General features: G+C 36.5%; 26 protein-coding genes. 3 read left to right on the top strand and 23 right to left on the bottom strand.

What is annotated here, in order from left to right; genetic code table 11:
- Nucleotides 1–9: 9 nt before the first annotated feature.
- Together AS29_RS01525 and AS29_RS01530 are read right to left on the bottom strand one after the other, a co-directional pair.
- Nucleotides 10–2,580 carry a bifunctional 2',3'-cyclic-nucleotide 2'-phosphodiesterase/3'-nucleotidase gene (locus AS29_RS01525; RefSeq protein ID WP_082883701.1) on the bottom strand — a complete coding sequence of 857 codons (2,571 nt, stop codon included), beginning with the start codon at nt 2,578–2,580 and terminating at the stop codon, nt 10–12.
- A 58-nt stretch (nt 2,581–2,638) separates the two neighbouring features.
- Complete coding sequence (locus tag AS29_RS01530) at nt 2,639–4,819, bottom strand: bifunctional metallophosphatase/5'-nucleotidase (protein ID WP_051860480.1); 2,181 nt, start codon at nt 4,817–4,819, stop codon at nt 2,639–2,641.
- Nucleotides 4,820–4,957: 138 nt separating this feature from the next.
- Here AS29_RS01530 and AS29_RS01535 point away from each other — a divergent pair, with 138 nt between their 5' ends.
- A complete protein-coding gene (locus AS29_RS01535; RefSeq protein WP_035404095.1) occupies nt 4,958–5,215 on the top strand; it encodes a hypothetical protein in 258 nt (85 codons plus the stop codon).
- Nucleotides 5,216–5,262: 47 nt separating this feature from the next.
- Here AS29_RS01535 and AS29_RS01540 read toward each other — a convergent pair whose 3' ends face one another.
- From AS29_RS01540 to AS29_RS01605, 16 genes are all read right to left on the bottom strand, one after another.
- Nucleotides 5,263–5,799, bottom strand: a complete 537-nt coding sequence (locus AS29_RS01540; protein ID WP_035404093.1) for a DinB family protein — start codon at nt 5,797–5,799, stop codon at nt 5,263–5,265.
- A gap of 60 nt (nt 5,800–5,859) precedes the next feature.
- The gene (locus tag AS29_RS01545; protein ID WP_035404090.1) at nt 5,860–6,234 is read right to left on the bottom strand and encodes a YciI family protein; all 375 of its coding nucleotides are present in this window, start codon (nt 6,232–6,234) and stop codon (nt 5,860–5,862) included.
- Between the two features lie 535 nt (nt 6,235–6,769).
- Nucleotides 6,770–7,330 carry a hypothetical protein gene (locus tag AS29_RS01550; RefSeq protein WP_035404088.1) on the bottom strand — a complete coding sequence of 187 codons (561 nt, stop codon included), beginning with the start codon at nt 7,328–7,330 and terminating at the stop codon, nt 6,770–6,772.
- A gap of 63 nt (nt 7,331–7,393) precedes the next feature.
- Nucleotides 7,394–9,463, bottom strand: a complete 2,070-nt coding sequence (locus tag AS29_RS01555) for a GmrSD restriction endonuclease domain-containing protein (protein ID WP_035404086.1) — start codon at nt 9,461–9,463, stop codon at nt 7,394–7,396.
- A gap of 376 nt (nt 9,464–9,839) precedes the next feature.
- Nucleotides 9,840–9,965 carry a hypothetical protein gene (locus tag AS29_RS21865; protein WP_269449382.1) on the bottom strand — a complete coding sequence of 42 codons (126 nt, stop codon included), beginning with the start codon at nt 9,963–9,965 and terminating at the stop codon, nt 9,840–9,842.
- 138 nt (nt 9,966–10,103) lie between these two features.
- Entirely contained in the window at nt 10,104–10,340 is a 237-nt protein-coding gene (locus AS29_RS01560; protein ID WP_035404084.1) for a hypothetical protein, read from the bottom strand.
- A 19-nt stretch (nt 10,341–10,359) separates the two neighbouring features.
- Nucleotides 10,360–10,746, bottom strand: coding sequence for a DUF3168 domain-containing protein (locus AS29_RS01565; protein WP_051860479.1), 387 nt, complete (start codon nt 10,744–10,746; stop codon nt 10,360–10,362).
- The gene (locus AS29_RS01570) at nt 10,746–11,063 is read right to left on the bottom strand and encodes a phage head closure protein (protein WP_035404082.1); all 318 of its coding nucleotides are present in this window, start codon (nt 11,061–11,063) and stop codon (nt 10,746–10,748) included. The genes AS29_RS01565 and AS29_RS01570 overlap by 1 nt, the downstream gene beginning before the upstream one ends.
- 55 nt (nt 11,064–11,118) lie before the next feature.
- The gene (locus AS29_RS01575) at nt 11,119–11,535 is read right to left on the bottom strand and encodes a phage major tail protein, TP901-1 family (protein WP_051860478.1); all 417 of its coding nucleotides are present in this window, start codon (nt 11,533–11,535) and stop codon (nt 11,119–11,121) included.
- 86 nt (nt 11,536–11,621) lie between these two features.
- Nucleotides 11,622–13,121: a phage major capsid protein gene (locus AS29_RS01580; RefSeq protein ID WP_035404080.1), complete on the bottom strand. Its 1,500-nt coding sequence runs from the start codon at nt 13,119–13,121 to the stop codon at nt 11,622–11,624.
- Nucleotides 13,111–14,337, bottom strand: coding sequence for a phage portal protein (locus tag AS29_RS01585; protein WP_197491560.1), 1,227 nt, complete (start codon nt 14,335–14,337; stop codon nt 13,111–13,113). The genes AS29_RS01580 and AS29_RS01585 overlap by 11 nt, the downstream gene beginning before the upstream one ends.
- Before the next feature lie 361 nt (nt 14,338–14,698).
- Nucleotides 14,699–15,163, bottom strand: a complete 465-nt coding sequence (locus tag AS29_RS01590) for a hypothetical protein (protein WP_035404079.1) — start codon at nt 15,161–15,163, stop codon at nt 14,699–14,701.
- Nucleotides 15,163–15,312, bottom strand: coding sequence for a hypothetical protein (locus tag AS29_RS21185; RefSeq protein WP_156505833.1), 150 nt, complete (start codon nt 15,310–15,312; stop codon nt 15,163–15,165). The genes AS29_RS01590 and AS29_RS21185 overlap by 1 nt, the downstream gene beginning before the upstream one ends.
- Before the next feature lie 82 nt (nt 15,313–15,394).
- Entirely contained in the window at nt 15,395–16,123 is a 729-nt protein-coding gene (locus AS29_RS01595; RefSeq protein ID WP_035404078.1) for a hypothetical protein, read from the bottom strand.
- Between the two features lie 15 nt (nt 16,124–16,138).
- Entirely contained in the window at nt 16,139–16,372 is a 234-nt protein-coding gene (locus tag AS29_RS01600) for a hypothetical protein (RefSeq protein WP_035404076.1), read from the bottom strand.
- On the bottom strand, nt 16,372–16,677 hold the full coding sequence (locus tag AS29_RS01605) for a hypothetical protein (protein WP_035404074.1): 306 nt from the start codon (nt 16,675–16,677) through the stop codon (nt 16,372–16,374). Before AS29_RS01605 ends, AS29_RS01600 begins: the two co-directional genes overlap by 1 nt.
- Nucleotides 16,678–16,848: 171 nt before the next feature.
- On the opposite strand from AS29_RS01605, the gene AS29_RS01610 reads away from it, so the two are divergent.
- Entirely contained in the window at nt 16,849–17,064 is a 216-nt protein-coding gene (locus tag AS29_RS01610; protein WP_035404072.1) for a hypothetical protein, read from the top strand.
- Nucleotides 17,051–18,094 carry an LPO_1073/Vpar_1526 family protein gene (locus AS29_RS01615; RefSeq protein WP_035404070.1) on the top strand — a complete coding sequence of 348 codons (1,044 nt, stop codon included), beginning with the start codon at nt 17,051–17,053 and terminating at the stop codon, nt 18,092–18,094. Before AS29_RS01610 ends, AS29_RS01615 begins: the two co-directional genes overlap by 14 nt.
- A 49-nt stretch (nt 18,095–18,143) precedes the next feature.
- Here AS29_RS01615 and AS29_RS01620 read toward each other — a convergent pair whose 3' ends face one another.
- The 5 genes from AS29_RS01620 to spoIVB all read right to left on the bottom strand — a co-directional run bounded on the left by AS29_RS01620 (nt 18,144) and on the right by spoIVB (nt 23,150).
- The gene (locus AS29_RS01620; protein WP_035404068.1) at nt 18,144–18,467 is read right to left on the bottom strand and encodes a hypothetical protein; all 324 of its coding nucleotides are present in this window, start codon (nt 18,465–18,467) and stop codon (nt 18,144–18,146) included.
- Between the two features lie 155 nt (nt 18,468–18,622).
- On the bottom strand, nt 18,623–19,432 hold the full coding sequence (locus AS29_RS01625) for a hypothetical protein (RefSeq protein WP_051860476.1): 810 nt from the start codon (nt 19,430–19,432) through the stop codon (nt 18,623–18,625).
- Nucleotides 19,433–19,610: 178 nt separating this feature from the next.
- Entirely contained in the window at nt 19,611–20,588 is a 978-nt protein-coding gene (locus tag AS29_RS01630) for a tyrosine-type recombinase/integrase (protein ID WP_035404067.1), read from the bottom strand.
- A gap of 156 nt (nt 20,589–20,744) precedes the next feature.
- Nucleotides 20,745–21,536: a sporulation transcription factor Spo0A gene (gene spo0A / locus AS29_RS01635; protein WP_035404263.1), complete on the bottom strand. Its 792-nt coding sequence runs from the start codon at nt 21,534–21,536 to the stop codon at nt 20,745–20,747.
- A gap of 288 nt (nt 21,537–21,824) precedes the next feature.
- Nucleotides 21,825–23,150, bottom strand: coding sequence for a SpoIVB peptidase (gene spoIVB / locus AS29_RS01645; RefSeq protein ID WP_051860475.1), 1,326 nt, complete (start codon nt 23,148–23,150; stop codon nt 21,825–21,827).
- Nucleotides 23,151–23,167: the final 17 nt, after the last annotated feature.

A 23,167-nucleotide genomic window follows, 5' to 3' on the forward strand; every position in this document is an offset into this window, starting at 1 on the left:
GTCTTAAAATCAGTTTTTAGAATAAGTCATCTTTGAAGAATCATGCAGGATGGTGTAGCCTCCGCCCATCATTAGGCTTTTGCCCTCCGTTCCATAAACACGGTATTGCAAACCTTTTTTGAGCATGATGGTTTTGCTGCCATCTTTAACAAGCGGAACATTCGTTTTTATCGTTACGATCCCCTCAAAATAACGGGCATCAGCGGACTTTTTCACATAGAAGCCACCGCCAACCTCATACTTTGTATCATCAGAACTATAAACCTTAATGGCTTCGCCTCTTTTCAGCGTTCGGTAAACCATTCCAGTTGAAGAGTATAACTTCGTTTCTTTCATTACAAGAATTCTGCCCTTGTATGCAGCTGTATGAGAATCTTTCTTAACGAAATACTCGCCTCCGACGTTATACCATCCATCATTGCTGCCATAAACACGAATGGTTTCGTTTTTCGCTGCCGTGCGGTGTTTTACAAGAGTTCCATCAGCGTTCCGCTTCATGATATCAACCGGCTGTTTTACAATTAGTCTTGCTGATGGAAGCATCCCGATTTCCATTTCGCCAATGTTCTCTTTCGCTTCTTCCTCTTCTTTCATCCTGGAAAGATCAAGCTGATAACCCGCAAATCCCTCAGCCTCTTCTCCTTTATAAGCAATCGTACCATCTGCCGGGACAGAAGCTTTTGCTTCCGGTGAAGAATTAAAAGTCACTTTTCCTTTCGAATCGACTTTTGCAAAGGACCAGTTTTCGTCTGCACTTGGGTCAAGCACTGATTTTGACTGAATATACTGGAGCAATGCCTGTCTGTTTTCATCTGGTGCTTTGAAAACGATTTTGTCCGGAGTCACACCAGGGAAATTTCCTCCGCCGCTGGCACGGTAGTTATTCGTAGCAACTAAAAATTCCTGATTCATGTCAATCGGTTTGCCATTATACTGCAGGTTTTTGATTCGGCTTGAATCAGCGTTTTTAATCTTGCCGTCAGGTGCGTATTTTGCAGGTTTAGTTACATCGATCTTGTAAGTAACACCATCGATTACATCATAATTAAAGGATGCAAATTCCGGATTTAAAAGCGGCTGTTCCTCTGTTTTTGAAGGGTCAACCTGATTGAATGCCCCCGCTGACATTTCAAGCCATTCTTTTACATCTGAGCCTTTAAGCTTCACAATTTGAAGGGTGTTGTCATAAAGGTACAAATCCCCGATATTTTTGATCGCCAGCTTTCCTTTTGGGATATTTGTAAAATATCCGGAGCCATTGCGCCCGCCCGCTTTAAACGGAGCTGCAGCTGAGAGAAGAGGAAGCTTTTCATTCTCTGTTCCTTTCATCTTCGAAGCTGCATACCAGCGCTGTGCGTCATTTACGATCTGTACGGATGGATCATCCTTCACAAGAGCAAAGAAGCTGTTAATCGGGGCCGAAGTCTGTCCAACTTCTTTCCGCACATATTCCAGAGTACCTTCATGCTCAGCTTTTACTGCATCGACGAGTTCTTTTTTAGGCTCGGCAAGTGATTTTTTTGCAGCTGAATCATAAATTGGAGAAGCTGCTGACTGGGAATCAGAAACCTCCCATTTCCCGTTCATTTTAGAAAGAGTCATATCGATTAGGCCAAGATGTGAGCCCCAGTTCTTAGGCATAACGACTGGTATGCCATTAACGGTTCCTTTTTTGTTATCAATTTTATCGATATTGTTATATTTCGCGTCTCCAGGAAACAGGCCGTGCTGATGTCCCGAAACAATGGCATCAATATCCGAAACCTTTGTAGCCAGGTCAAATACAGCGTTCTCAGCTCCGTCACTCTGTGCAGCCGGATCAAGTCCGGAATGGGATAGAACAACGATGATGTCAGCGCCCTTTTGCTTCATTTCAGGAATGAATTTTTGTGCGGATTTAACGATATCCTTCGTCACGACTTTGCCTTCCAAGTTCGCTTTATCCCATGTATTAATTTGCGGCGGAACGAAACCGATATAACCGATTTTGATTGTCTGTTCTGCACCGGACTCATCTGTTACTTTCTTCTCTGCAATTTTATATGGAGTGAAGTAGTTTTCATCATTATCCGGATTTTGATCTCCATCCGCTTTGTATACATTCGCGTTCACATAGGCAAAGTTTGCGTCATCCACCGCTTCATTCAGGAAATCAAGACCATAGTTAAACTCATGATTGCCATACGTTGCAGCGTCATAGTTCATCAGGTTCATCGCTTTATAGACCGGATGAACGTCTCCTTCTTTCAGGCCTTTCACTTTAGCCATGTATTCTCCAAGAGGATTTCCCTGGATTAAGTCCCCATTGTCTACAAGGATAGAGTTTTTAGCCTCTGCTCTCATTTTATCAATCAAAGTTGCCGTTCTCGTCAAACCAAAGGTTTCCTTAGCCTGATCGGAATAATAGTCATAATCTGTAACAAATGTATGTATGTCTGTTGTTTCCATTAAGCGCAGCTTTACAATGGATTCTGCTGTCTCCCCTTGAGCTGCTACAGGAAAGGCTGTTGGAAGTGATATCGCGCTTAAAGCGACTGCTGCTGCCAAGGAAAGGTTTACTAAACTGTTTTTCTTTTTCATCTTGTTTCCCCCAATATTTTTAATGGGGAAGGAGAGAAGTCCTTCCCCGTTTTCCTTTTTAGTTTTTGCTGTAAGAAACCTTGCCTGCTTCAAGCTTGATCGAATAACCGCCGCCAACATACAGAAGGTCATCTTCTACTCCGTATACTCGGTACATACTGTCTTTCTTCAGGGTCTTTACGGATTTTCCATCCTTCCAAAGCGAAACATCTCCGGAAATGGAAACCATCCCTTCAAAATATACAGCGCTGCGGTCTTTCTTTACATAGTAGCCATTCCCAACCTGATATTTATCCTCTTCCAAAGAATAAACTTTTACTGCTTCTCCCTTTTTAAGCGTTCGGTAAACCAGTCCATTTGAAGAATACAGTTTCATGTCCTCTTTAATCAAAACTCTTCCTGTATAAAGTACAGCATTGGGATCCGCGGCCACAAAGTAGTTACCGCCCACGTTATGCCATTTGCTGTTAGAACCATACACACGAAGGTTTTCCTTTGCATTTACTGTACGAATTTCCGTAATGGATCCGTCTTTTTCAAGCTTCATAAGTTTCACCGGTTTTTTCAGGATCAATCGGCCAACAGGGCTTTGCTCCTTTTCCATTTCCCATTCTGAAGGAGTTTCTCCAGCAGGACCTTCTGAAATTCTCCCTGATGCTTTATAAGCGATAGGCTCTTTGAAGGATTTCACAAAATTCACGGTTGCGTCTAAATCTACCGCTCCATCTGTTCTTCCTGTACCGTTCGCACGGATACGGTATTTATCATCCGCGTGATCATACATATAGTTATTCACAGTCAGGGTATACACTTTTTTATCCTGAACTGGCGAACCATCCGCCATTTTCAATTCCGTTACTTTGTTTGTTTTTCCATCCCATTTGTACGTGAAGCCTCCGATTGAACAGTCAGGGCCGTACTGAGAGGAAATTTGGGCATTGACGATATCATGCAGTCCTTCACCAGTAACGGACGTTTTCACAAGGTAATTTCCAAAAGGCTGAACGTTAAACAATTCTCCCCATGTAATATCCCCCGCATTAATAACGTCGCGGATTCCTCCTCCATTCATGAGGGCAAAATCACTCTTCATCGCATCGTTCATTCCGTCTGCAATTAAATTGCCCAATGCATTGTCCCCCACGGCACCTTTTTTACCGTAGCCTCCTTCAATCGCTTCAGTCGTTTTTCCCACCACTTCATTCAGCTTTGGACCTGTTTGATCAGCATACTTTTTAAGAATTCCTTTAACAGCCGGGTCCGGAGTGATGTTTTCCTGAACGACATCTACGATTTCTGCCTGCTTCTTAACAATGTCATGGGTATTTCGATCAATCTCTAAATCTACATCAACAAATGCCTTGCCGTATTCCCAGGCTTGAACGAGCAATTTATTATCTACTAGGCCATTCGCTTTCTTATGATTGTGGGCACCATAAATGACATCCACCTCGTCATCTACTTTGTTCGCCAAATCAGAAAGCTCCCCTGTCGGAGTACCAACTCCTTCTACAGGAACGTGGGCAAGAACAACGATGGCTTTTACACCTTGACTCTTGATTTCAGGAACATACTTATTAATCGCTTCTGCTTCATCCGTAAAATCGATATTTTCTACAGCTGATGCTACTACATTTGAGGGAGTGGCAGTCGTTGCTACGCCAATGAAGGCAATCTTTTCTCCGCCAGATTCTATGATTTTATAAGGATCAAGAACCAATTTTCCGGTATCTTTATATTTTACATTTGCCGCGACGAGCGGAAAGTTCATTCCGTCGTATCCTTTTGTTCCGTTTACATGATCGCCGCCTTTAATAAGGCGGTTCATTTCCGGAACCCCTTCATCAAACTCATGATTTCCGACCGTTCCAATATCAATACCGATGGATTCCATGATTTCAATAGTCGGTTCGTCCTGCAGCAAAGCGGATATCGGTGAGCTTCCTCCCACCATATCACCGGAGTGCATCATAATGGTGTTCGGATTGGTCGCTTCCCTTTGGTGCAAATAAGCCGCAAGGTAATCAGCCTGTCCATATTTCTTCGGATCATTCGCAAGCGTACCTGTCACGTCTATTTTCCCATGCAGATCGTTAATTCCCAGCAGCTGAACCTTAACATTTCCCTCTTCCACAGCTGCAGCTGGAAAAGAAATAACGATAGCACTTGCCGCTGCCGTAAATGCCAACGTGGCTTTTAACAGCCTGCGCTGAATGGATCTCCTGATTCTTCTTCTCATATTTTCTCATTTCCTCCTATGACGCTATGTATATTTTTAACTACTATTTATTCTAGATGCGCATTGTAAAAATCCTCTATGAAATATGTATATTTTATGTAAATGCTGTAAAATGATAGAAAAGTAGGGGGTATTTTGTTGGGATATAGGGAGTTTTGTCGTGCTTTTCATGGTGAAAAAGTGGGGGGGTATGTGATAGAGATATATTTTTTAGGACCAGTATTATTAACTTGCTCAATAGCTGTCTATTTGGAAAAAAAATCAGGAATGGCAACAAAAGCATATCAGAAGGGAATTTTCACAAGGTTACTCAACAAAACCGCATCAATTCGAGTGGAGGAGGAAATAGTTGATATTCCATCAGGGCCTTCACGGAAAAAGGGAACTCTAAGCTGAAATGGAGTTCCCATGATTTATTTAGTTAAATTAAGGTGCCCTCCACTTCAAATTTTTTCGCCGGGAAATGAAGTGGCAGGCAGTTCAAAACCAAGTTTTTGATCCAATTCATCCTTCTGACGCAGATGATGACGAAAATGCATTCCGATTAGAGAAAACCATTCTTGTGCATTCAGCCATCCAAATCCTCCATGTTTGATTTTGTAATTCGGGTTCGAGTCTTTTACCTGCACTTCCAATTCTTTCATTCTAATCATTAGTTGATTTAGCTCAAGGATCATGTCCCTTTTACTTTTTGTATTGTCGGGTGGAGCATTAAGTTCATCAGGTAATTTAATTTTAATCGGAGGAAATCCGCCAATAGTAAAAAGATGTACTCCAAACTCAGTCTTTTCCTGCTTTTGATCACCAACAGCTTTTTCACAAGCCTCAACACTGTCCAAATATTCATGAGCTACAACAATCAAATGGTCATACATCTGACCGATAGACCAAACCCCTTGCTCAGGTATATAACGAAGCTGCTCCACAGAATAATTATTCAAGGAAGCTTTGTAAGTTTCAATCAGTGTCAAATCGCTCATGATGAACAACTCCTGTCATTTGATCTGAAATAGAACGTTTGCCTCCCCGCTAAATGTCATTCAATTGTCTCTCTTTAAATAATGAACAGGACGGACTTCGATGTGCCAGTCAAACTCTTCTCCTTTACTCACTTGAGTCGTCGGATGAAGTGAGGCTAGCTGGATTGCTTCATCCATGTTTTCTGCTTCAAAAATGAATATGCTGCCTATCCTCTCTCTTATTTTTGTAATAGGCCCATCTATTGTCATTACCTTACCGTTTACACGACGCAAGCTTTTGGTCTCTGACTCCAGACCGGCATCAAGCAATACCTTACCGCTTTCATAAAATTTCTCAATGTACGGCTGGCATTCACTCATTACCGCCTCAATCTCCGCTCTTGGGCGTGCATCCATTTTTTCAGGGTTGAAATAGCCCATGCATAAAAATATCATGTTCACCGCTCCTCGATCATTAAGATTTTTTTCATCGAAAATAACCTGTGAAAATTTTCTGTTTCAATAAGGATTTCCTGACCCCTTTGCTCTTTCATTCTATAAAAAGCTTCAGTCTTCCTTTATTAAACTGCTCCCGACTAATTTCAAAAAGTGAAATTCTAAGTGGAGATTTCCAGGGCTATTACGCAACGTTTGTTCTATAAGTTCTTGTTTGATCAATATAAAATTCCAAATTAAAAAAGACACCTCCCCTTTACCGGTTTTAAATAACAACCAATAAGAAGTGATGTCTCTCGGTAATCAGCCCGTTATATTAAGCTTGAAAGAAGTTCATTGGCTTCTTTTTGGTTAAGAAGCCATATGCTCCAAACGAAGCTTATCCGCAACCATCGCGATGAATTCGGAACTAGTCGGAGAGTATCAACAAATTGAATTCTAGAATGTTGTCATATCAATATCGATTTCGATAACTTTTAATGGAATAACAAAGAATTTATCGGTTTTTGAAAGGAATTTATTGGTCTTTCTTATACTATATTCTATCATCATCATAAACAAAACGAAAGCCTTGATTTGGAAAATATTTGGTTACCTTCGTAATTTCTCCAGTTTTCAGACTTCTTCCAACCCAACCATAAGAGCAAATGCCATTGGTTGAAGCAAATATTCCAGCTTCTCTTGAACTATTGAACCTTCTTATTAGAATTCCATCTTTGTACAAACTTACTTGTTTAGCATTATAACGAGCATGATTTTTTTTCATAAGATCTTTTGTCTCATTACTTCTTTTCTTTCCACTTAAAACTTTAGACAATTTAATCTTTGTTTCTTCGCTTATTCTTCTACCAATGCTGATATTAAACTTACATTGGTTGAATTTTTTATACGCTGCTGTGATTTTTTCTTCATATTTATATGCTTCTTCTTCGTCATCAAAATACTTTAATATTATGTAGTCTAACTTTTTTTCCTTCATCATAGCTATATGTTCATTAGACCTACTATTATAGCCACAATATCTATAATTTGAGCCCTTCCCTACATAAACTACTTCTTTTGTTAATTTGTCCTTATGGATGTAAACGTAGTACATAAATAATCACCTCGATACGTGTATATCGAGGTGATTGGATTTGTAAAGAATAAAATAGAAATTTTATTCTTTAATACTTATTTTTAATAATCCCACCTTATTTCTAAGGTCATCTATATATCTTTCTTCCCCATTCTCATTAACGTACTTCCAGAATTTCCATCCGTTGGTAGAAGCATTTCCTTGTCCAGATAAGTCTTTCTTTGCTTCAATCGCTGCCGCAGATACAGAATACTTTTTTCCCCTGTATAAAACTTTTTCGGTTTCTTTATCAAATGTAGCTTCAATTTTTTTATTTCTAAAAGTGCCGAATATTTTTATATTGCCTGCACTACTAATGGAAGGCGCTTTATAAAAGTTTTCTATTACCTGTACTTCCTTAACTTTTACTTTACTTTCAATAATTTCGTAAATTTGTTTTGCTCTAGTCTCAATAAAATCCACATAAAAATCGTCATACAATCCATCTAACAATTCTTCAGGAATAGAATGATTCATTAAACTAAAATGCAGCTCATTATTTTTTTTCTTTAAGTCTTGCAAGTATTCTGATGGAGCTTTTTTTCCGATTCTAATATTCGTTAGTTTTGGTATTAAGGTTCTGTTTGCAACACAGTCTATCAATGATAATGCATTTTCGTCATCCTCATAATTCTCCTTTAAATATTGCTTAGGAAAAATATGATGATCTTCTAATTTACTATTAAAAGACAATTTGCTGGAATTATTCCAGTCGATAAAACCTTTAGACGTAAAGTTTAAAAGGTTCAGTACTCCTTTATAAACTGCACTTCCTTTCTTTGTGAACGAAAGTATGTCTTCAAATCCATTCATTTGAACTTTCACCTTGTTAAAGAACCCTTTATCCAATATTTTTTCATTTCTTGCAACTTTAGATAAATTTGTGGCATCTTGTATTATTACTTCATTTGTACCGGAAGAATATCTTTGAGATAAAATTGAAGACCAATACCAATAGGATATGAACTCATTCTGTTTCTCATTCATCTGGGAAAAGTCGTTTCCATCTAATTCTTTAAGGAAAATTAAAAGTGGAATTATCATATTTTCGTAAGGCATCCAAGATTGAGAAATAATATAGTTTTCTTTTATTAAAAAATCAATGACTTTTTTATAGAGGTCACATACTTGCTCCCAATAAGAATTAAAATGATTATAATTTAAGTTCGTCAAAATATAAGTCCTATCTACTTCTTTTCCTTTACTAACAATATATGAGATAGTCCTAACTATTATTTCTCTATTAAATTTGAAATCTGAAATATGATAATTGTTTTGGAGTTTATCTATTTCATTTCTTAAGTTAAAACCTTTATAGAGTTTTGCTGCCAAAATATCTATAAAATTAAGTTGAATACCTTTACTATTGCTTCTTTCAAAAAACAATGCAAATTTCTCGGTGTTCATATTTAGTAGATAATAAGATAGAAGTTTTTCACTTCCGAAAAGTTCGTTTAGTTTTTTTATTAATACTAAATATCTTCTAAATGAATTTTTAATTTCTACTGTATCCATCCCCGAAAGAAAAGAGAGGGCTTCAAAATATTTTTCTTTAATTTCATCTTCAAATAAGTCACCATTAGAAATTGTATATGCATCAGCTAGTCGAATAGATAATCTTTCAATATCTTCAGTCCCACTAAATTCATAAACTATCTCTTCTAATGTCCTAACTTTAAAATCTTTTTCTTCAATTTCAGGAGTCAATTCTTCTTCATTCTTAATAGAAACCCATATATCATCAACTCCTTTTAATGCGCGATATATAGAAGTAGCCCTTTGTTGGCCGTCTAATACTAACCTAAAATTATTAATCTGTGTTTTATGTTCTATTTCATCTTTAGTAAAAAAATGAGTATCCAATTTAGCTCTACTACCTGACCCTTTTCGCGGACGTTTATCAATTTCCCTTACAGTAATCTCAAAAGATGGCTTCCCATAGATTATTGAGCCAATGAATATATCTTTTACAAGAGAATCGAATAGTTCATAGGTTTTTCCTATATCCCATACAAAATCACGTTGAAATTCTGGGAGTACAACATTTCCTTTTTCGATGTTGTCCATTAAATATTTAATTGACTCGGTTTGCTGTTGTTGTAAATCAGACATATAAATATCCTCCTAAATTTGATCCTTACAACAAAATGATATCGGCAGATCCATTTATCTTATTAGTTATGGTTATTGCAATATTTTCATACTTGATATATTATAACCCTCAAATTAGAATAAATGTAATATTAATACAACCGGTGATGTGAATTATGGGTGACGGCATAATTAAACGAAGAAAAACATTTAACGAGATTGAACTTACTCATGAGGATATATTAGAAGGAGTTAAAGAGCTGAGTAATGAAGAATGTTGGAAACTTCTAAAAAAACTATATGAGTAATATTTCAATAAAGAACAATTTGAAAAAAGTTACTCGCTTATTAAATAACAAAAATCTGCCCAACTAAGAATTTAATCTTAATTGGGCATTTATTTTGGCAGTAATTGTTTCATCTCTAGAAGTGTTAATTCTGCCAATTTTCTACCTTGATTAACATTAGTAGCTTGTACAGTGATTAGCTTGCCTTCAAGCAGGAAGTTATAGGTTTTTATCATAAATGACTCCTTGTAATTATTTGTAAAATTTGTAAATTGTTTTTCACGGAGTTTGGGCCAATTGGTACCTTGAGAAAAAGTGATACCCCTCTCGTTATTTACGTGTCTTTCTTCTTTTTTTCTCGAAAAGTAGGGCGTTCACTTTTGAAATCGTTCTTCAACATTTCTCACAAAACCATACGAAACTTCTTCTACTCCAAAGCTTCTTAACTTTAAGTTGATAAGTGAAAGAACCTCCATTCTGTTCCTTATTTGTCCTCGTTCTTCCATCATCTCTTTGATGTTAGTTGCAACGATCCTCGCTGCTGTTGCTCTGTATTCTTCTTTCGTCATTACATCTTTCAACTCTTTAAGATGTTGTAATTGTTGCTTCATCATCTATCTATCCTTTCTGTTATTCGTTCCAATCGATCATTACTTCTATTTCAATTTCACCATGATATAGTCCGTACTGTTCTTCAAATACTTCTCTGCTGATTATCTTCTGAGCTAGTACATCTGCTGTGTCCAATTCAATGTCTATCATCAATGCTTCTTCAATCTCAGATATGATTGTAACTGTTTCTTTTCGTCCTTTGCTCATGCTCCATACATCTATAGTGAGCGTCACTGTTTCACCATGCGCTATCTTATCTGATGTAGATAAACTATTAATTGTTCCGAATGTAACGTACGGTGTAGCAGTATTCTCCGGCACATAATCGTACACTGATGCTGATAGAGCGCTATCATTTAATTGCTGATAGATCTTCTGCTGTACTTCATATATTCTCGTGCACATTACTGTTGCTCCAGTGCTTGAATTTCTAAGTATCTGTTCTGCTCATCAACGTTTATGATGTACTGAATATCGAACTTTCTGCCTTGATATTCAATGACCTGCGTTCGATCTATTTCAGCATCGTATCTGACAACGAACGTGTGTGTAATAACAGATTGAGATTGTTGTGCTTGATAGTATTCTCTTCCTGAGATTGGTTTGATAAATGCCCAGACATATTTGATTACTTCAAATTTATCCTCATAGCCACCCGCATTATCTGATGTTCGTGTAAGTCCCTTGATTGATATTTTGCTGTTCAGTTGTCCTGGATTCATATTGCTTCCTCCTTGTAAAAAAAAATAAAAGGACCTCCGAAGAGATCCCGATTAATTATGCTTGTGCAGCAGTTGTTACTACTAGAGCTCCTGAACCTCGAAGAGAGAGGCTGTAAGTCACCAAATCATCGTATGGAAAATCCAAACTGAAGTCTGTAATTGTACAGTTACCTTCATACTTAGTTCCGGACGGTAGCTCAAGATATACATCAACATTTTCAGAATTTACATATGCTGTTTCTAGGATAGAATATGCTTCATCAGATTCGATGAATGCTCCATCAGCATCAATGCTAAATTCTTTAAATCCTTGAAGAGATTCTTTCCAAAATCCTTCTGTGTCTTTAGATGTTGCATCAATCGTTTCTGCACTTCTGCTAAGACTCGCATTACGTTGTCCTGCAAGAACTTTACCTGTTGCTGCATCTTTGATGTAGAGCTTTACTTTCATACCAGTAATTTTACTAGCCATATATATTACCTCTTTCAATTAGTTTTAAAATAAAAAGAGCAGCTGAATTAACAGCTACTCTTTTGTGAAATATTGAGCATAAAAGATTATGCTTGTGGAACCAATGGAATTACTTTCAACTTGCTGATTGATTGTGGATTGTAAACCGCACCATCCATGTAACCATCAAGAACAAGTAGACGGCTTCCACGAAGAACATTCGTTGTATCAACAACATTCTGAAGAGCCATATCCTTTTTAACCATTACTGCATATGCAGCTGCCATGTTAGCGAAAATTACCGGATTGTCAGTAGTAAGAGCTTCAGTTACATGGACTGGCTGACCCAACAAAGTGTACATAATTTTCCCGTTTACTACACCGTTTTGCATGTAAGCATGACCGTTATTATCTTTCATTTTGGCAACTTCATTGAAGAAAGTTCGTGTCATGTAGAACGCTGCACCATCCAAGAAATCTGGGTGAATAGCAGTATGAAGTTCAAAGAAAACATCAGGGCTGATTGGATTAGAGTTTTGGTCAGCAGTGATTTCAACAACATCTACATCAGAAAGAATACCAGTGAATTCTTTTGCTCCATCACCATTGAAGATTGCTTTTTCTGCAGTCTTAGCAAGACGACGAGCAAGTAGATCTTGAGTATATGCAACGATATCCACAGCTGAATCATTCACCATTTGGTTTGTAATTGCAATTGCTGCACCGATACGTTTTTGTTTAAGTTCAACGTGATCGAATTGTAGTTGTTCTTCTACAATAAGTTCACCTTCACCAAAGAATCCACCTGTAATTCCATCTTTCTCACGAGGAATTTTCAATGAACCTGCTACTGATTCAAATTTCTTTGCTTGTGAGAATGCAGGAGATACTTCTTCCATTTTCTTAACGATAACGTCAGCAACGTTTTCAGGAATTACTGCTGTCCCGTCTGCAGTTGTAGTTAGTGAGCGAGCATCCACTTGACCTCGAATATACTGTTCAAGCATTTCTTCGCTGTTTGTACGTTTTTCCATTTTCATTTCCATAGGTTGTTTACCTCTTTCTGAAATTTCAGTTATTTTTTCTGGTACTTGCACTTCTTCAATTAAATCGATTCCTCGTGCAGCAATTGTTGATTGCGAATATGCAGGATCTTTGACAGCTGATACTTCAAATAGTTCAAGTTCTTCAACCGTTCGAATCAATTCACCGTCAATTTTTGCCCAGGAATCTTTAATAGCTCGAAATCCAAAGGACATATTTTTAATAAGTCCATCAGTAATCAAAGTAAAGTAGTCTCTGCCCCATGAAGTTGGAGCGATTCTTGCAGACATAAAAAGTCCTTGATCATCTTCTCGAATTTCTAAAGAACCGTTTCGAGTTGAGGCAAGGACCATTTTTGAATCATGTTCTGCGAGAAAATGGATGTCTTTCTTCGAACTTTCAATAGCTCTTTGAAAAGCACCAGTTTGAATCTTTTCTCGGAACTTTCTTGCAGAACCGAGTACTTCACTCAATTGACCAGGTTTGTTTACATAGCCTTCCACCTTGAGGCCCTGACCGTCGGAGATCAAGGATACTTCATTACTTCTTAATTCAATTTTCATTTTGGTTGATTTCACCTCCAGTTTGTTGTTGTTGACCGAGAAGATTTAAATTCTCCATTCGGCCATCTTTGTATTTCAATACTTGTCCAATTGACAAAGCAAAGTAATCTTCTTCAATAGGTTTCATATCAAGTTTATAACGTGCTTCGTTCATCGAGATCAATCCTGATTTAAGAGAGTTTGCTACTACATCAACCTTCTCTTTTTCAGTTGCACGAATGATTTCAGACGTATCGAACCTGAAGAATAAACCTTGCTCTTTTTCCATAGGTAGAAGCAAGTGTTTGCTGAATGCGCTTTCGATTGCAGTAATAATAGGAGTGAGCGTATTTTGCAAGAATGAAATATGATTCTGTTCAAGTGAATTGTACTTGTTAGCAGCACTGTTAATCATCGATTCTGGAAGATTAAAAGCTCTTGCAATATCAGCTGTAGTTTGTTTGATTGATTCATTGAATTGAAGCTCATTCGGATTTAAAGAAAGTGAGCTGTAATCAAGACCTTCTTCTAAGATGATTGTCTTACCGGCTTTGTTATGACCGCTGTAAAGACCTTCAAAGCTACTTCTTAAACGAGTAATCGCTGTTTCTGTTAATCTTGAAGTTGCTTTCAAAATACCTGCAGGAAGTGCTCCATTTTCCATGATTGTTGAATTGTACGTTAATTGATTCAATGCCGTTTTGAATAGTTCTCCTTGATCAGCGAGCAACCCGTTTGTGCCGGAATCTACTTCAATTACTTCATGTTCAAAGAGAGTAACAGTATTGAAACCTCGATACTCATATTGTTTTCTACTCATCGTAAATCCATCTTCTGTGAATGTCTGTTCTTCTACGTTCTTCGCTTCAAGATGATATAACTTTCCATCTTTCTTGTAGATGTATGCTTTACCTCTTAGAAGGTAATCCTGCACAATTTTTTTCTTGATGACTTGTGCTGCTTCGTGATTGTTTGCATCCTCATTTAATACTGCTGTTCTTGGATCTTTAACTTTTTGAACAGACTTATCATCAAGTTCTGCATAAAGATAAATTGGTAATGTTGAAATGGAGTTGCTGATTAGTTCGACTGATGCTTTAACAGCAGGAACTTTTAGTGCTTCATTTTCTGTGATGAATGCTGAAGCTGATGATGTAAAGATAGAAGTTGAAAAGAGATCTTTTCCAGTAGCTTGAGGAACTGTTTTTTTATTGTTGAACCAAAGGAAACTTGCCATGATTCTTCTTCCTTTCGAAAATATATTTTTATAATTAAAAATTGCTTGCTTGTGCAACTTTTTGAGAGCAAAAAAATAAGCACCCCTGTTAAGGGATGCTCGGTGCAGATTCATTCACTGGCTGCATGCGAAAAGAAAGGATGTTCTTCTATGACGGTTGTGCTAATCGGAGTAAGCACAACGAAAATTTTAAAGGAGGTGAGAAGCCGAAAAAGGAGTTAACAGCTTCTCAGATGAACTACTTTGACAATTTTAAAGAGTAGAACAAAAATTGAAAATGTCGAGGCACGACATATGGAAAGTTGCTCGTGTAAACAACTCTCTCTATAATTATTATATACGAACACACGTTCAGTTTGAGTTATAATACAAATTCTTCTATAAAATTTTCGTATTCTTTTGCAGGTACAAAATACAAATTTTTATAAACTGACCGATTCCTTATGTACTCAAATACGGTTGTTCTGCCAAGCTTTTTCTTGCTGTAACCATTTTCTCGCACCCAATACTCAAGAGCATTCTTAGATGTTACTAGTGCAATAATTCTTCCTTGAAGATCTAAAATGTAAACTGGGTCAGCTTTTTTCCTGTTTCTTGGCAGTATTGATTTTAGCTGCTCGATCATTTCTTGAGTAAGAGGATGTTTCAAGAATGGCGTAATGAATTCCTCTGTTCTTAATTTTTCATCTTCTCTTATTTTGGCCGCAGCATCTCTTCCATCTTGTTCTTTTCTTTCAAGATCCTTTCTGCATTCTTCATAAAACTTCACTTGCCATTCATACTTATCAGATTCGCGTTTCATGATTTTACTGTAATCTACTCCCATTAATCTATGCTCCTTTTCTCCATCCATTTTCTTTGACGTTCTTTCTTCTTCTTATACTTCTCAGACATAATCAAAATATCTTGTTCATTTTTCTTGGCATTAGCTATGATTCTTTCACCAAATCCGTGTGGCATACGAAAATCATTCATATTGATTTCCTCCAGAACTTTTCTTATATAGATTTCTATCTGTTGTATTTAAAACGTAAACTTAATCTCTGAAAAATTATTATCAATCCATTGTTACAACCATTTCTTCCTCGAACATCATTTTTAATTGTTCATTTGAAAGCCTTAAAAACGGTCCAAAATATTCTCTTGCTTCATCTGTCAAATCCTTTTTGGTAACTTTACGAAGAAAACCATAAGTTTTTGAAGTTTCAAAACTAGCTTTCTGTTTGCATAATTTTAATTTATCCATATCTGGATCAATTGCAGAAACGTTCATTTTGTCTATCCATTTAATAAACTCGTTATACCAGAAACTTTTTATACGGCTTATTTCTTCATCATCAATCTTTTTCCATACTAGAGTTTTTTCATCAACTAGATAATGATCATATTCATCTGAAACTAATATATCTAAATCCCGTAACTTTTTTACATATCTTGATATTTCTTTTGTGGTTTCATTCGTGATAATAGATAGTCTTGAAGGTAAGTTTTCTGTGGTGAAGTACAATGTGACTAAAATTCTTAATGCTTTTTCTGTGTTGTTCATTAATATATTCTTTGAACTAAAATCAGCAATCATTGACTCGAAAGTTTCGCATAATATTTTTTCAACAGTTTGCTCTTTATATGAAAGTATTGTATATGTTTTAGATTTTTTATCTCTAGACCATTCATAATCTTTTAATAAGCGTTGCTCTGTAACTTTCCTTTTACTTTTTAAAGTACTCGGGCTTATTCCTAGGGCTTCGATAAGTTCTTCTTCAGTGTAATTTTTTAATTCAAGCATTATAAATTCCTCCGTTTATTTAATTAACAAAGGTATTTTATCTGCTCGTTTTGATTCGTAAACCAAGAAAGTAAACCAAGAAAAAAAACCACACTTGTCCTTATTATTATATATAAGGGACAATACTGGTTTATTTTTAAGATCATTGTCTTTTTCTAAAAGATTATTATTGCGATCAAGTCGGCGAAGCCGAACTTGAGCGCTGGCCAAGGCAAAGCCTTGAGCCATTAATAAAATTTTAAACATCATCACTGTTTCTCCAATTGTGACCATTGTTGTATTCGATGTTCATTTACTTCTAAGTCTAACTCGGTTATCTCAGAAGAATTATTCTCTTTCCAATTATATTCTTCCTCACCTGTAAATCGGTATATTAAGGAAGCTGCATAGAAAGCTATTGCTCTATCCACTTCATATCGAACAGGATATTCACTATCACTACAAATCATTCTGTCGCACCTGATATCTCCAAGCATGTTATTAAGCTCATTTTTCAATTCTGCTACGATTTCAATTTTTGTATTAAGGTTTGCGTTTGGGTTAAAGTAATGCATAATTATGGCCTCCGATTTGTTTTGTTTTCTTTTCGGAGTCTTTATATCTACTTCATTTCAAATGTAAAGCAACTTTAAATAAAATTATAAAATGAGAATTTTATTTTATATTCTAGCTATAGACTTACTTGATTGGATATAATATCCTATTTATAAAAAAGAGGTAATAATATGGATTTGATTATGCAAAATAAGGAATGGCTGTTTAGTGGACTTGGAATTTCAGTAATTACGGTAGTAATTTGGACTTTTAAAAATTTCAAAGGAAAAGATGCTAATCAAGGACCCTCTATAAATCAAACCCAAAATTCTGGAAACAACTCTACTAATATTCAGGGTGGGCAAGATGTAAACGTTGAAATAGGTGATTCAAATGATAGGAGATAATCAAAAGCAACAAAGTGGGGACAATTCAGTAAATGTACAAGGAAAATCAGTTACAATTAATAACGGACTTTCTTACAGTGATGTGAAAGAAATTGTATTAGATACTTTCCATGCAAACTTTTTACAATTATCTAATGATGCTGCTAATCTAGCAAAACAACGTGCAGAAGAGTTAACAAATGACTATTTAAAAATGCTTAAAGAAAAGGATGAGAGTGCATTAGATGCTATGAATGACCCAGATATGCAGTATACTTTTTACACCGCCCAAAGGGAGTATGCCCGCAGCGGTAACAAAGATTTATCAGAGATGTTGGTCGATATACTTTTTGAACGATCCAGAATTAAAGAAAAACCTTTAATGCAAATAGTCTTAAATGAATGTGTAGAAATAGCTCCAAAACTAACAAGTTCACAATTGGACATCTTGTCCTTGGTCTTTATTTTTAAATACACACAGAACTATTCGGTTAATAACTTTGAAACTCTAAAATTATATATTGAATCTAGAGTTTTACCTTTCACCTCAAAGTTGAAAAAAGAAATTTCTCATTATCAACACTTGGAGTATGCTGGTTGTGGATCAATTAGCATAGGTGAACGAAGCCTGCCAGATATTTTATTAATCACTTATGCGGGACTATTTTGCAAAGGATTTAATGAGAATATCTTACAGGAAAGGTTCCCAAAGGAAATACCTTATCATGTTTTTAAACCATGTCTTCATAACGATAATTTGCTACAGATTAATGCTATGAATGAAGAAGCATTAAAAAATAATTACACAGATGGATTTGATGAAGAAACTACAATTAAATTACAGAATATGTTTACTGAGTTTCAGATGACTGCTGAAGAAGTTAAAGCGTTTATGATTGGGTTAACTCCAGACATAAAAAGTTTATTTGAATATTGGGAAGATTCTTCGATGAAAAACATGACATTAACTAGTGTAGGTATAGCTCTAGCTCATGCAAATATTAGAAGAAAGAATATTGAGGGATATGACTTAAGCATCTGGATTAATTAAAAGCAATGAGCAAAGAAGTCTAAAGAGACTTCTTTTTTATAATCTCCCTTTACTGGCTATTATTGTACTTAACTAATCTTTTTATAATAAATATCTCTCTCTCGTTAGATCCAGATTTCTGAGTTAAAAACTCAATATCAGATTTCATACTTTCAATAATATCCTTTACTGAATACAAATTCATTTCATGCTTTCCTGCTTTACCACTTAAATGCTGAGTATCTTTTTCAAGATTCTCAATTCTTGAAAGTAAATCTTCTTGTTTTTTATTATCATTTTTACCATTAAGATCGAGTAGTTGATCCAGAAGCTTCTCTCGTTCTTCAGTAGGTAAGTCTTGAATACTATTTAATAGTTCTTCTACAGTTTTCATTTATAACACCATCCCAGTTTTTATTTTAAGGCTTTTAACCTATGTTGAGTAATTATATTACCTGTTTAGCAGAATGCCTTAGATTTAAATCTAGAGCTTCTGAGAGCTATCAAGAGATTAATCTTAAATTTAAATTAGCTGTGTCTAAATTACAGTTATACTTCTAACCAATCATACAATTTGATTGATGGTTGCTCATTAGATAATTCATTCATCATTTCCTGATAATCAGCAAAAGCCTCAGATCGTTTATAATCCGTATTATCAGTAATAATCTCAAGGGATTTATAAGCATAACCTTTAATCTTGGTTTCAGGGATATTTAAGTATCTGTCACTATCTATGGTATCACTAACAAATTTTTCAATCAGAGTGTTCCATTGTTTCTTTGAGTATCTTCCAACAGAAAACTTTGTATAGAACTCATTTGCAGCGTTGGTTAGTAAAAGTCTAAATTGTTCTGAAGTCAACGGTTTCTTGTAATTACAATTGAAATAATCTTTATTTAGAGATTTATTTATATCTTTGTTAAATACTTTGTTATGTTGCTCACCAATATGCTCATTAAGGTGCTCTTGCGGTTGTTCATTTGCATGTTCTTGCTCTACAATATCAACTTTTTCTGTTGGTTCTACTATGTAGATATTTGCAGATTGTTTGTTATTCTTCCTTTTTGCATGATTTATTGTAAGAACTTCTAATTTATGAAGCAAACCAAAAAAGCGTCTGACAGAAGACAAGCTGATATCCATTTTAAATCGACGTTTAAACATTTCAATAAAGTTGTCATAGCAAATGCTAAATACTCCTTCTGCTTTTACTGCTAGGTCTGCTGCGAGCCATGTCATTTTCATTTGCTTCTCTGTTAATTCCCATCGATCAACTACTGTTGAAATAAAAACTTCTTTGTTATAAGTACCTTTGCTGTACTTTATTAATTCTTCGGGCTTTGCATTTACCAACATTTTACTTCTCTCCTTGAAATACAAGGGAAACCGTCGTATAATAAAAATACGATTCCTTGTGAATTTGAGAACCTTATCCTAGAGTTGCAGCTCTATAATGGATTAGGTTTTTTATTTATAATTATATTTTAACACATTAATGCACTAAAGTAAAATTCGTTTGGAATAATATCACATTTTAAATTCTCCATTTTGCTAATGGGCTGTGCTGCTGATACTTCTTAGAAATCTCCTCTCTAGTTAAATCTAAATACGCTTTCTCTGTGACTGTTACAGAGCTGTGACCAAGTATTCGAGAGAGAGTATAAAGATCTCCTCCGTTCAATAAGAATTGTCTTGCAAAGTTGTTTCTAAGCTGATGCGGATGAACTGACAATCCAATAACACTGCCAGCCTGTTTTAGCTGCTTTTCGAATGATTGAACAGTCAATTCGGTACTTCTAGTAGTTGGGAACAGCAAGTTTGTGGAAGTATATCTTTCTTTAAATTTAATGTAATGTCTAAGCTCTCTTAACATTTGCTGAGAGAAATAGACGTATCTTTCTTGCCTTCCTTTTGTCCTAGTAACCAAAATCATTCTGTGCTTAAAATCGATATTATCGCCATCAAGATACAAACATTCTCCAACTCTCATGCCTGTATCTTGAAGGAGCATTACAATCACTTTGTTACGATATCCATGAAACTTAGTAAAATCAAACTGACCCAGCAACATTCTAAACTCTTGCTCCGATATTCCTGACTTCTGCCTTCGTTCTGTTTTAATTTGTTCAATTGTATCAACTGGGTTCTTTTTAATCTCACTTTCACTATACATCCAATTGAAAAAGACTTTGATGTTCCTTATGTAGTTATTAATAGTGACATTGCTTACTGTCTTTTTGTAGTCCGTTCTATTCTGTGGATGGTTGATTTTGATACTTTTATCATTACCAACTACAGTGTATTTCCCCCTTTCTTGCACGTACTTTACATACTGTCGAACGTGTCCTGCTTTTACTTTGTTTGGATCCTCAATCTCATGTTCTTCCTTAAGGTATAAAAGGTACAGCTTAATTGATTGTTCATAGGAAGACAATGTTTTTTGAGACAAGTTTTTTGTTTCGCAATAAAGTAAAAAGTCTTCCAAGAGAAACTCAAGTTCAGTCAACTTCATTTCAATACCCCTCTCGACAAAATAAAAATACCAATGAATCGGATAAATTCATTGGTACTTCCATCAAAAGTTTATTGGTTTTGAAATCGAATTTTAGTATAAGTTTCTAGAATTAGTTGGCTTAGCGTATGCCAGAAACCCTACGGTTTAGCTCACTCAGCTCGCCATATGCTCCAAACGAAGCTTATCCGCAACCATCGCGATAAATTCGGAATTCGTCGGCTTTGCTTTTGTCATGCTGACCGTATAGCCGAACAGCGAAGAGATGGATTCGATGTTGCCGCGGCTCCAAGCTACTTCAATTGCATGGCGGATGGCGCGTTCTACACGGCTTGCCGTCGTGTTGAACTTTTTAGCGATGTCCGGATAGAGCACTTTTGTGATCGATCCAAGCAGTTCGATGTCATTATAGACCATGGAAATGGCTTCACGCAAATACAAATATCCTTTGATATGAGCCGGCACACCAATTTCATGGATGATGCTTGTAATGTTGGCGTCAAGGTTTCTCGATTTATTTTCAGGTTTTGAGCTGAGGATGGAGCTGGATGACCTTTTCATAATCGGTGCAGCATTTCCGCTTACCTGGCGGATGTGGCTCGCGAGATTTTCCATATCGAATGGCTTTAGGATGAAATAAGATGCTCCAAGGTCTACGGCCTTTTTCGTTACATCTTCCTGGCCAAAGGCAGTCAGCATAATGACATTAGGCTGTTTTTCCAGATTAAGATTTCTAAGCTTCTCCAGAACCGCTAAGCCGTCAAGATGCGGCATAATGATGTCGAGAACCAATACATCCGGTTTCTTTTCTTCCAGCATTTGCAGACATTCTTGTCCATTATAAGCCACGCCTTGCACTTCCATATCATTTTGTCCTGAGATGTATTCCTCCAGAAGCCCGACCAATTCGCGATTATCGTCCACGATACACACTTTGATTTTATTCACCATTATTCCTCCTCAGTCTTCAATTCCCATAGATACTGGTCATCTAAAAGAAGTTTTCGACAATCATGAATAAAACACCTTTAAATTTTTGAAAATAATTCAAAATTTAAATATATCTCTGTTTTTCTCCATTTTACTCATAATTTCGACTATAAACGCAATTTGACATTTAAATTTTCTGACAATTATGTCGAAAAATCTTTCTATGGATATTGTACCCAATATCCCGGCATAAATAAAGAGAATTTTAAAACAATACAAAGAAACTGCCGGCGTGCCGGCAGTCATTCAGCTTGCTGCTTGAACTTTTTCTTTATAAAGATTAATACCCGCTTCATTCAGCATCCATTCAATATGGACTCCATAGCCTGAGGTTGGATCGTTTACGAATACATGTGTTACTGCTCCGATTACTTTTCCGTTTTGGATAATTGGACTTCCGCTCATCCCTTGTACAATGCCTCCTGTTTTTTCAAGGAGTTTTGGATCAGTGACTTTAAGAACCAATCCTTTTGTAGCAGGAAATTTTTGCGGTATAGTGCTGACAATCTTTACGTCAAATGCCTCTACTTTATCATCTTCCACTACTGTTAGAATTTTCGCGGGGCCTTCTTTTACTTCATGTGATAACGCTACTGGCAGAGGTTTGTCAGCAATTCCATTGCTCATCCCCTGATTCAGTCTTCCGAAAATACCGAATGGGCTGTTTCTTGAGATATCTCCGACAATGACGCGGTCACTTGAAAACCTCGCTCTTTTTTCGCCGGGATTTCCGTTATTGCCTTTTTCAATGGATGTGACGGTGGATCTCATGACTTCGCCGTCATGAACGACGATCGGTTTTTTAGTATCCATATCCGATATAACGTGGCCAAGTGCCCCGTATTTTTGAGATTGCGGTTCAATAAAAGTCATGGTGCCGATTCCAGCAGCGGAATCACGAATATATAATCCAATTCTGTATGCCTGATCGCCTTCATCTTTGAGAGGGTACAATTTGGCTTTATGGGATTGATTGTCCCTGTAAATGACAAGGTTCAATGGTTTTCCTGTTTTACCCGATGATTCAATAAACGGTGTTACATCATTCATTTCTTCAATTTTTGTACCGTTAATTTCCGTAATTATATCTCCGACCTGCACACCGGCTATTTCTCCCGGTGACTGCTTGCCTTCAGCGGTATTTACCTGATGGTGGCCTACAACGAGGACTCCCAGGGTGTTCAGTTTCACTCCGATCGATTGACCGCCTGGAATGACTTTTAAATTCGGAAGGACTCTGACCTCTGTCTTTTTAACAGGCATGCCGCCCCATTCAAAGACTACGCTTGATTCACCTGCTTTTTCACCTTTAAGCTTTACTTCAGTATTTGTCTGATGCACACTGAAGGCTTCTGTATGAGAACCTGCTGCGGCCGCCTGCACAGGCATAGCCGAGGCAAGACTGGCTGTTTGGGATTCAAAGATCGTAACCGTTTTTGGGAGCTGAATGTATTCTTTCACAGGTTTGAGAAAACCTATACTTATTAAAGATACAAGGAGAATTACACCAATTATTTTTCTGATTTTTTCAAATGACACACTTTCACTCTCCTCGCTCCTTACCCACACCATATGAAATGGCTACACTC

Source organism: Bacillus sp. SJS, assembly GCF_000732485.2.
GTDB classification, from domain to species: Bacteria; Bacillota; Bacilli; order Bacillales; family Bacillaceae; genus Metabacillus_B; species Metabacillus_B sediminis.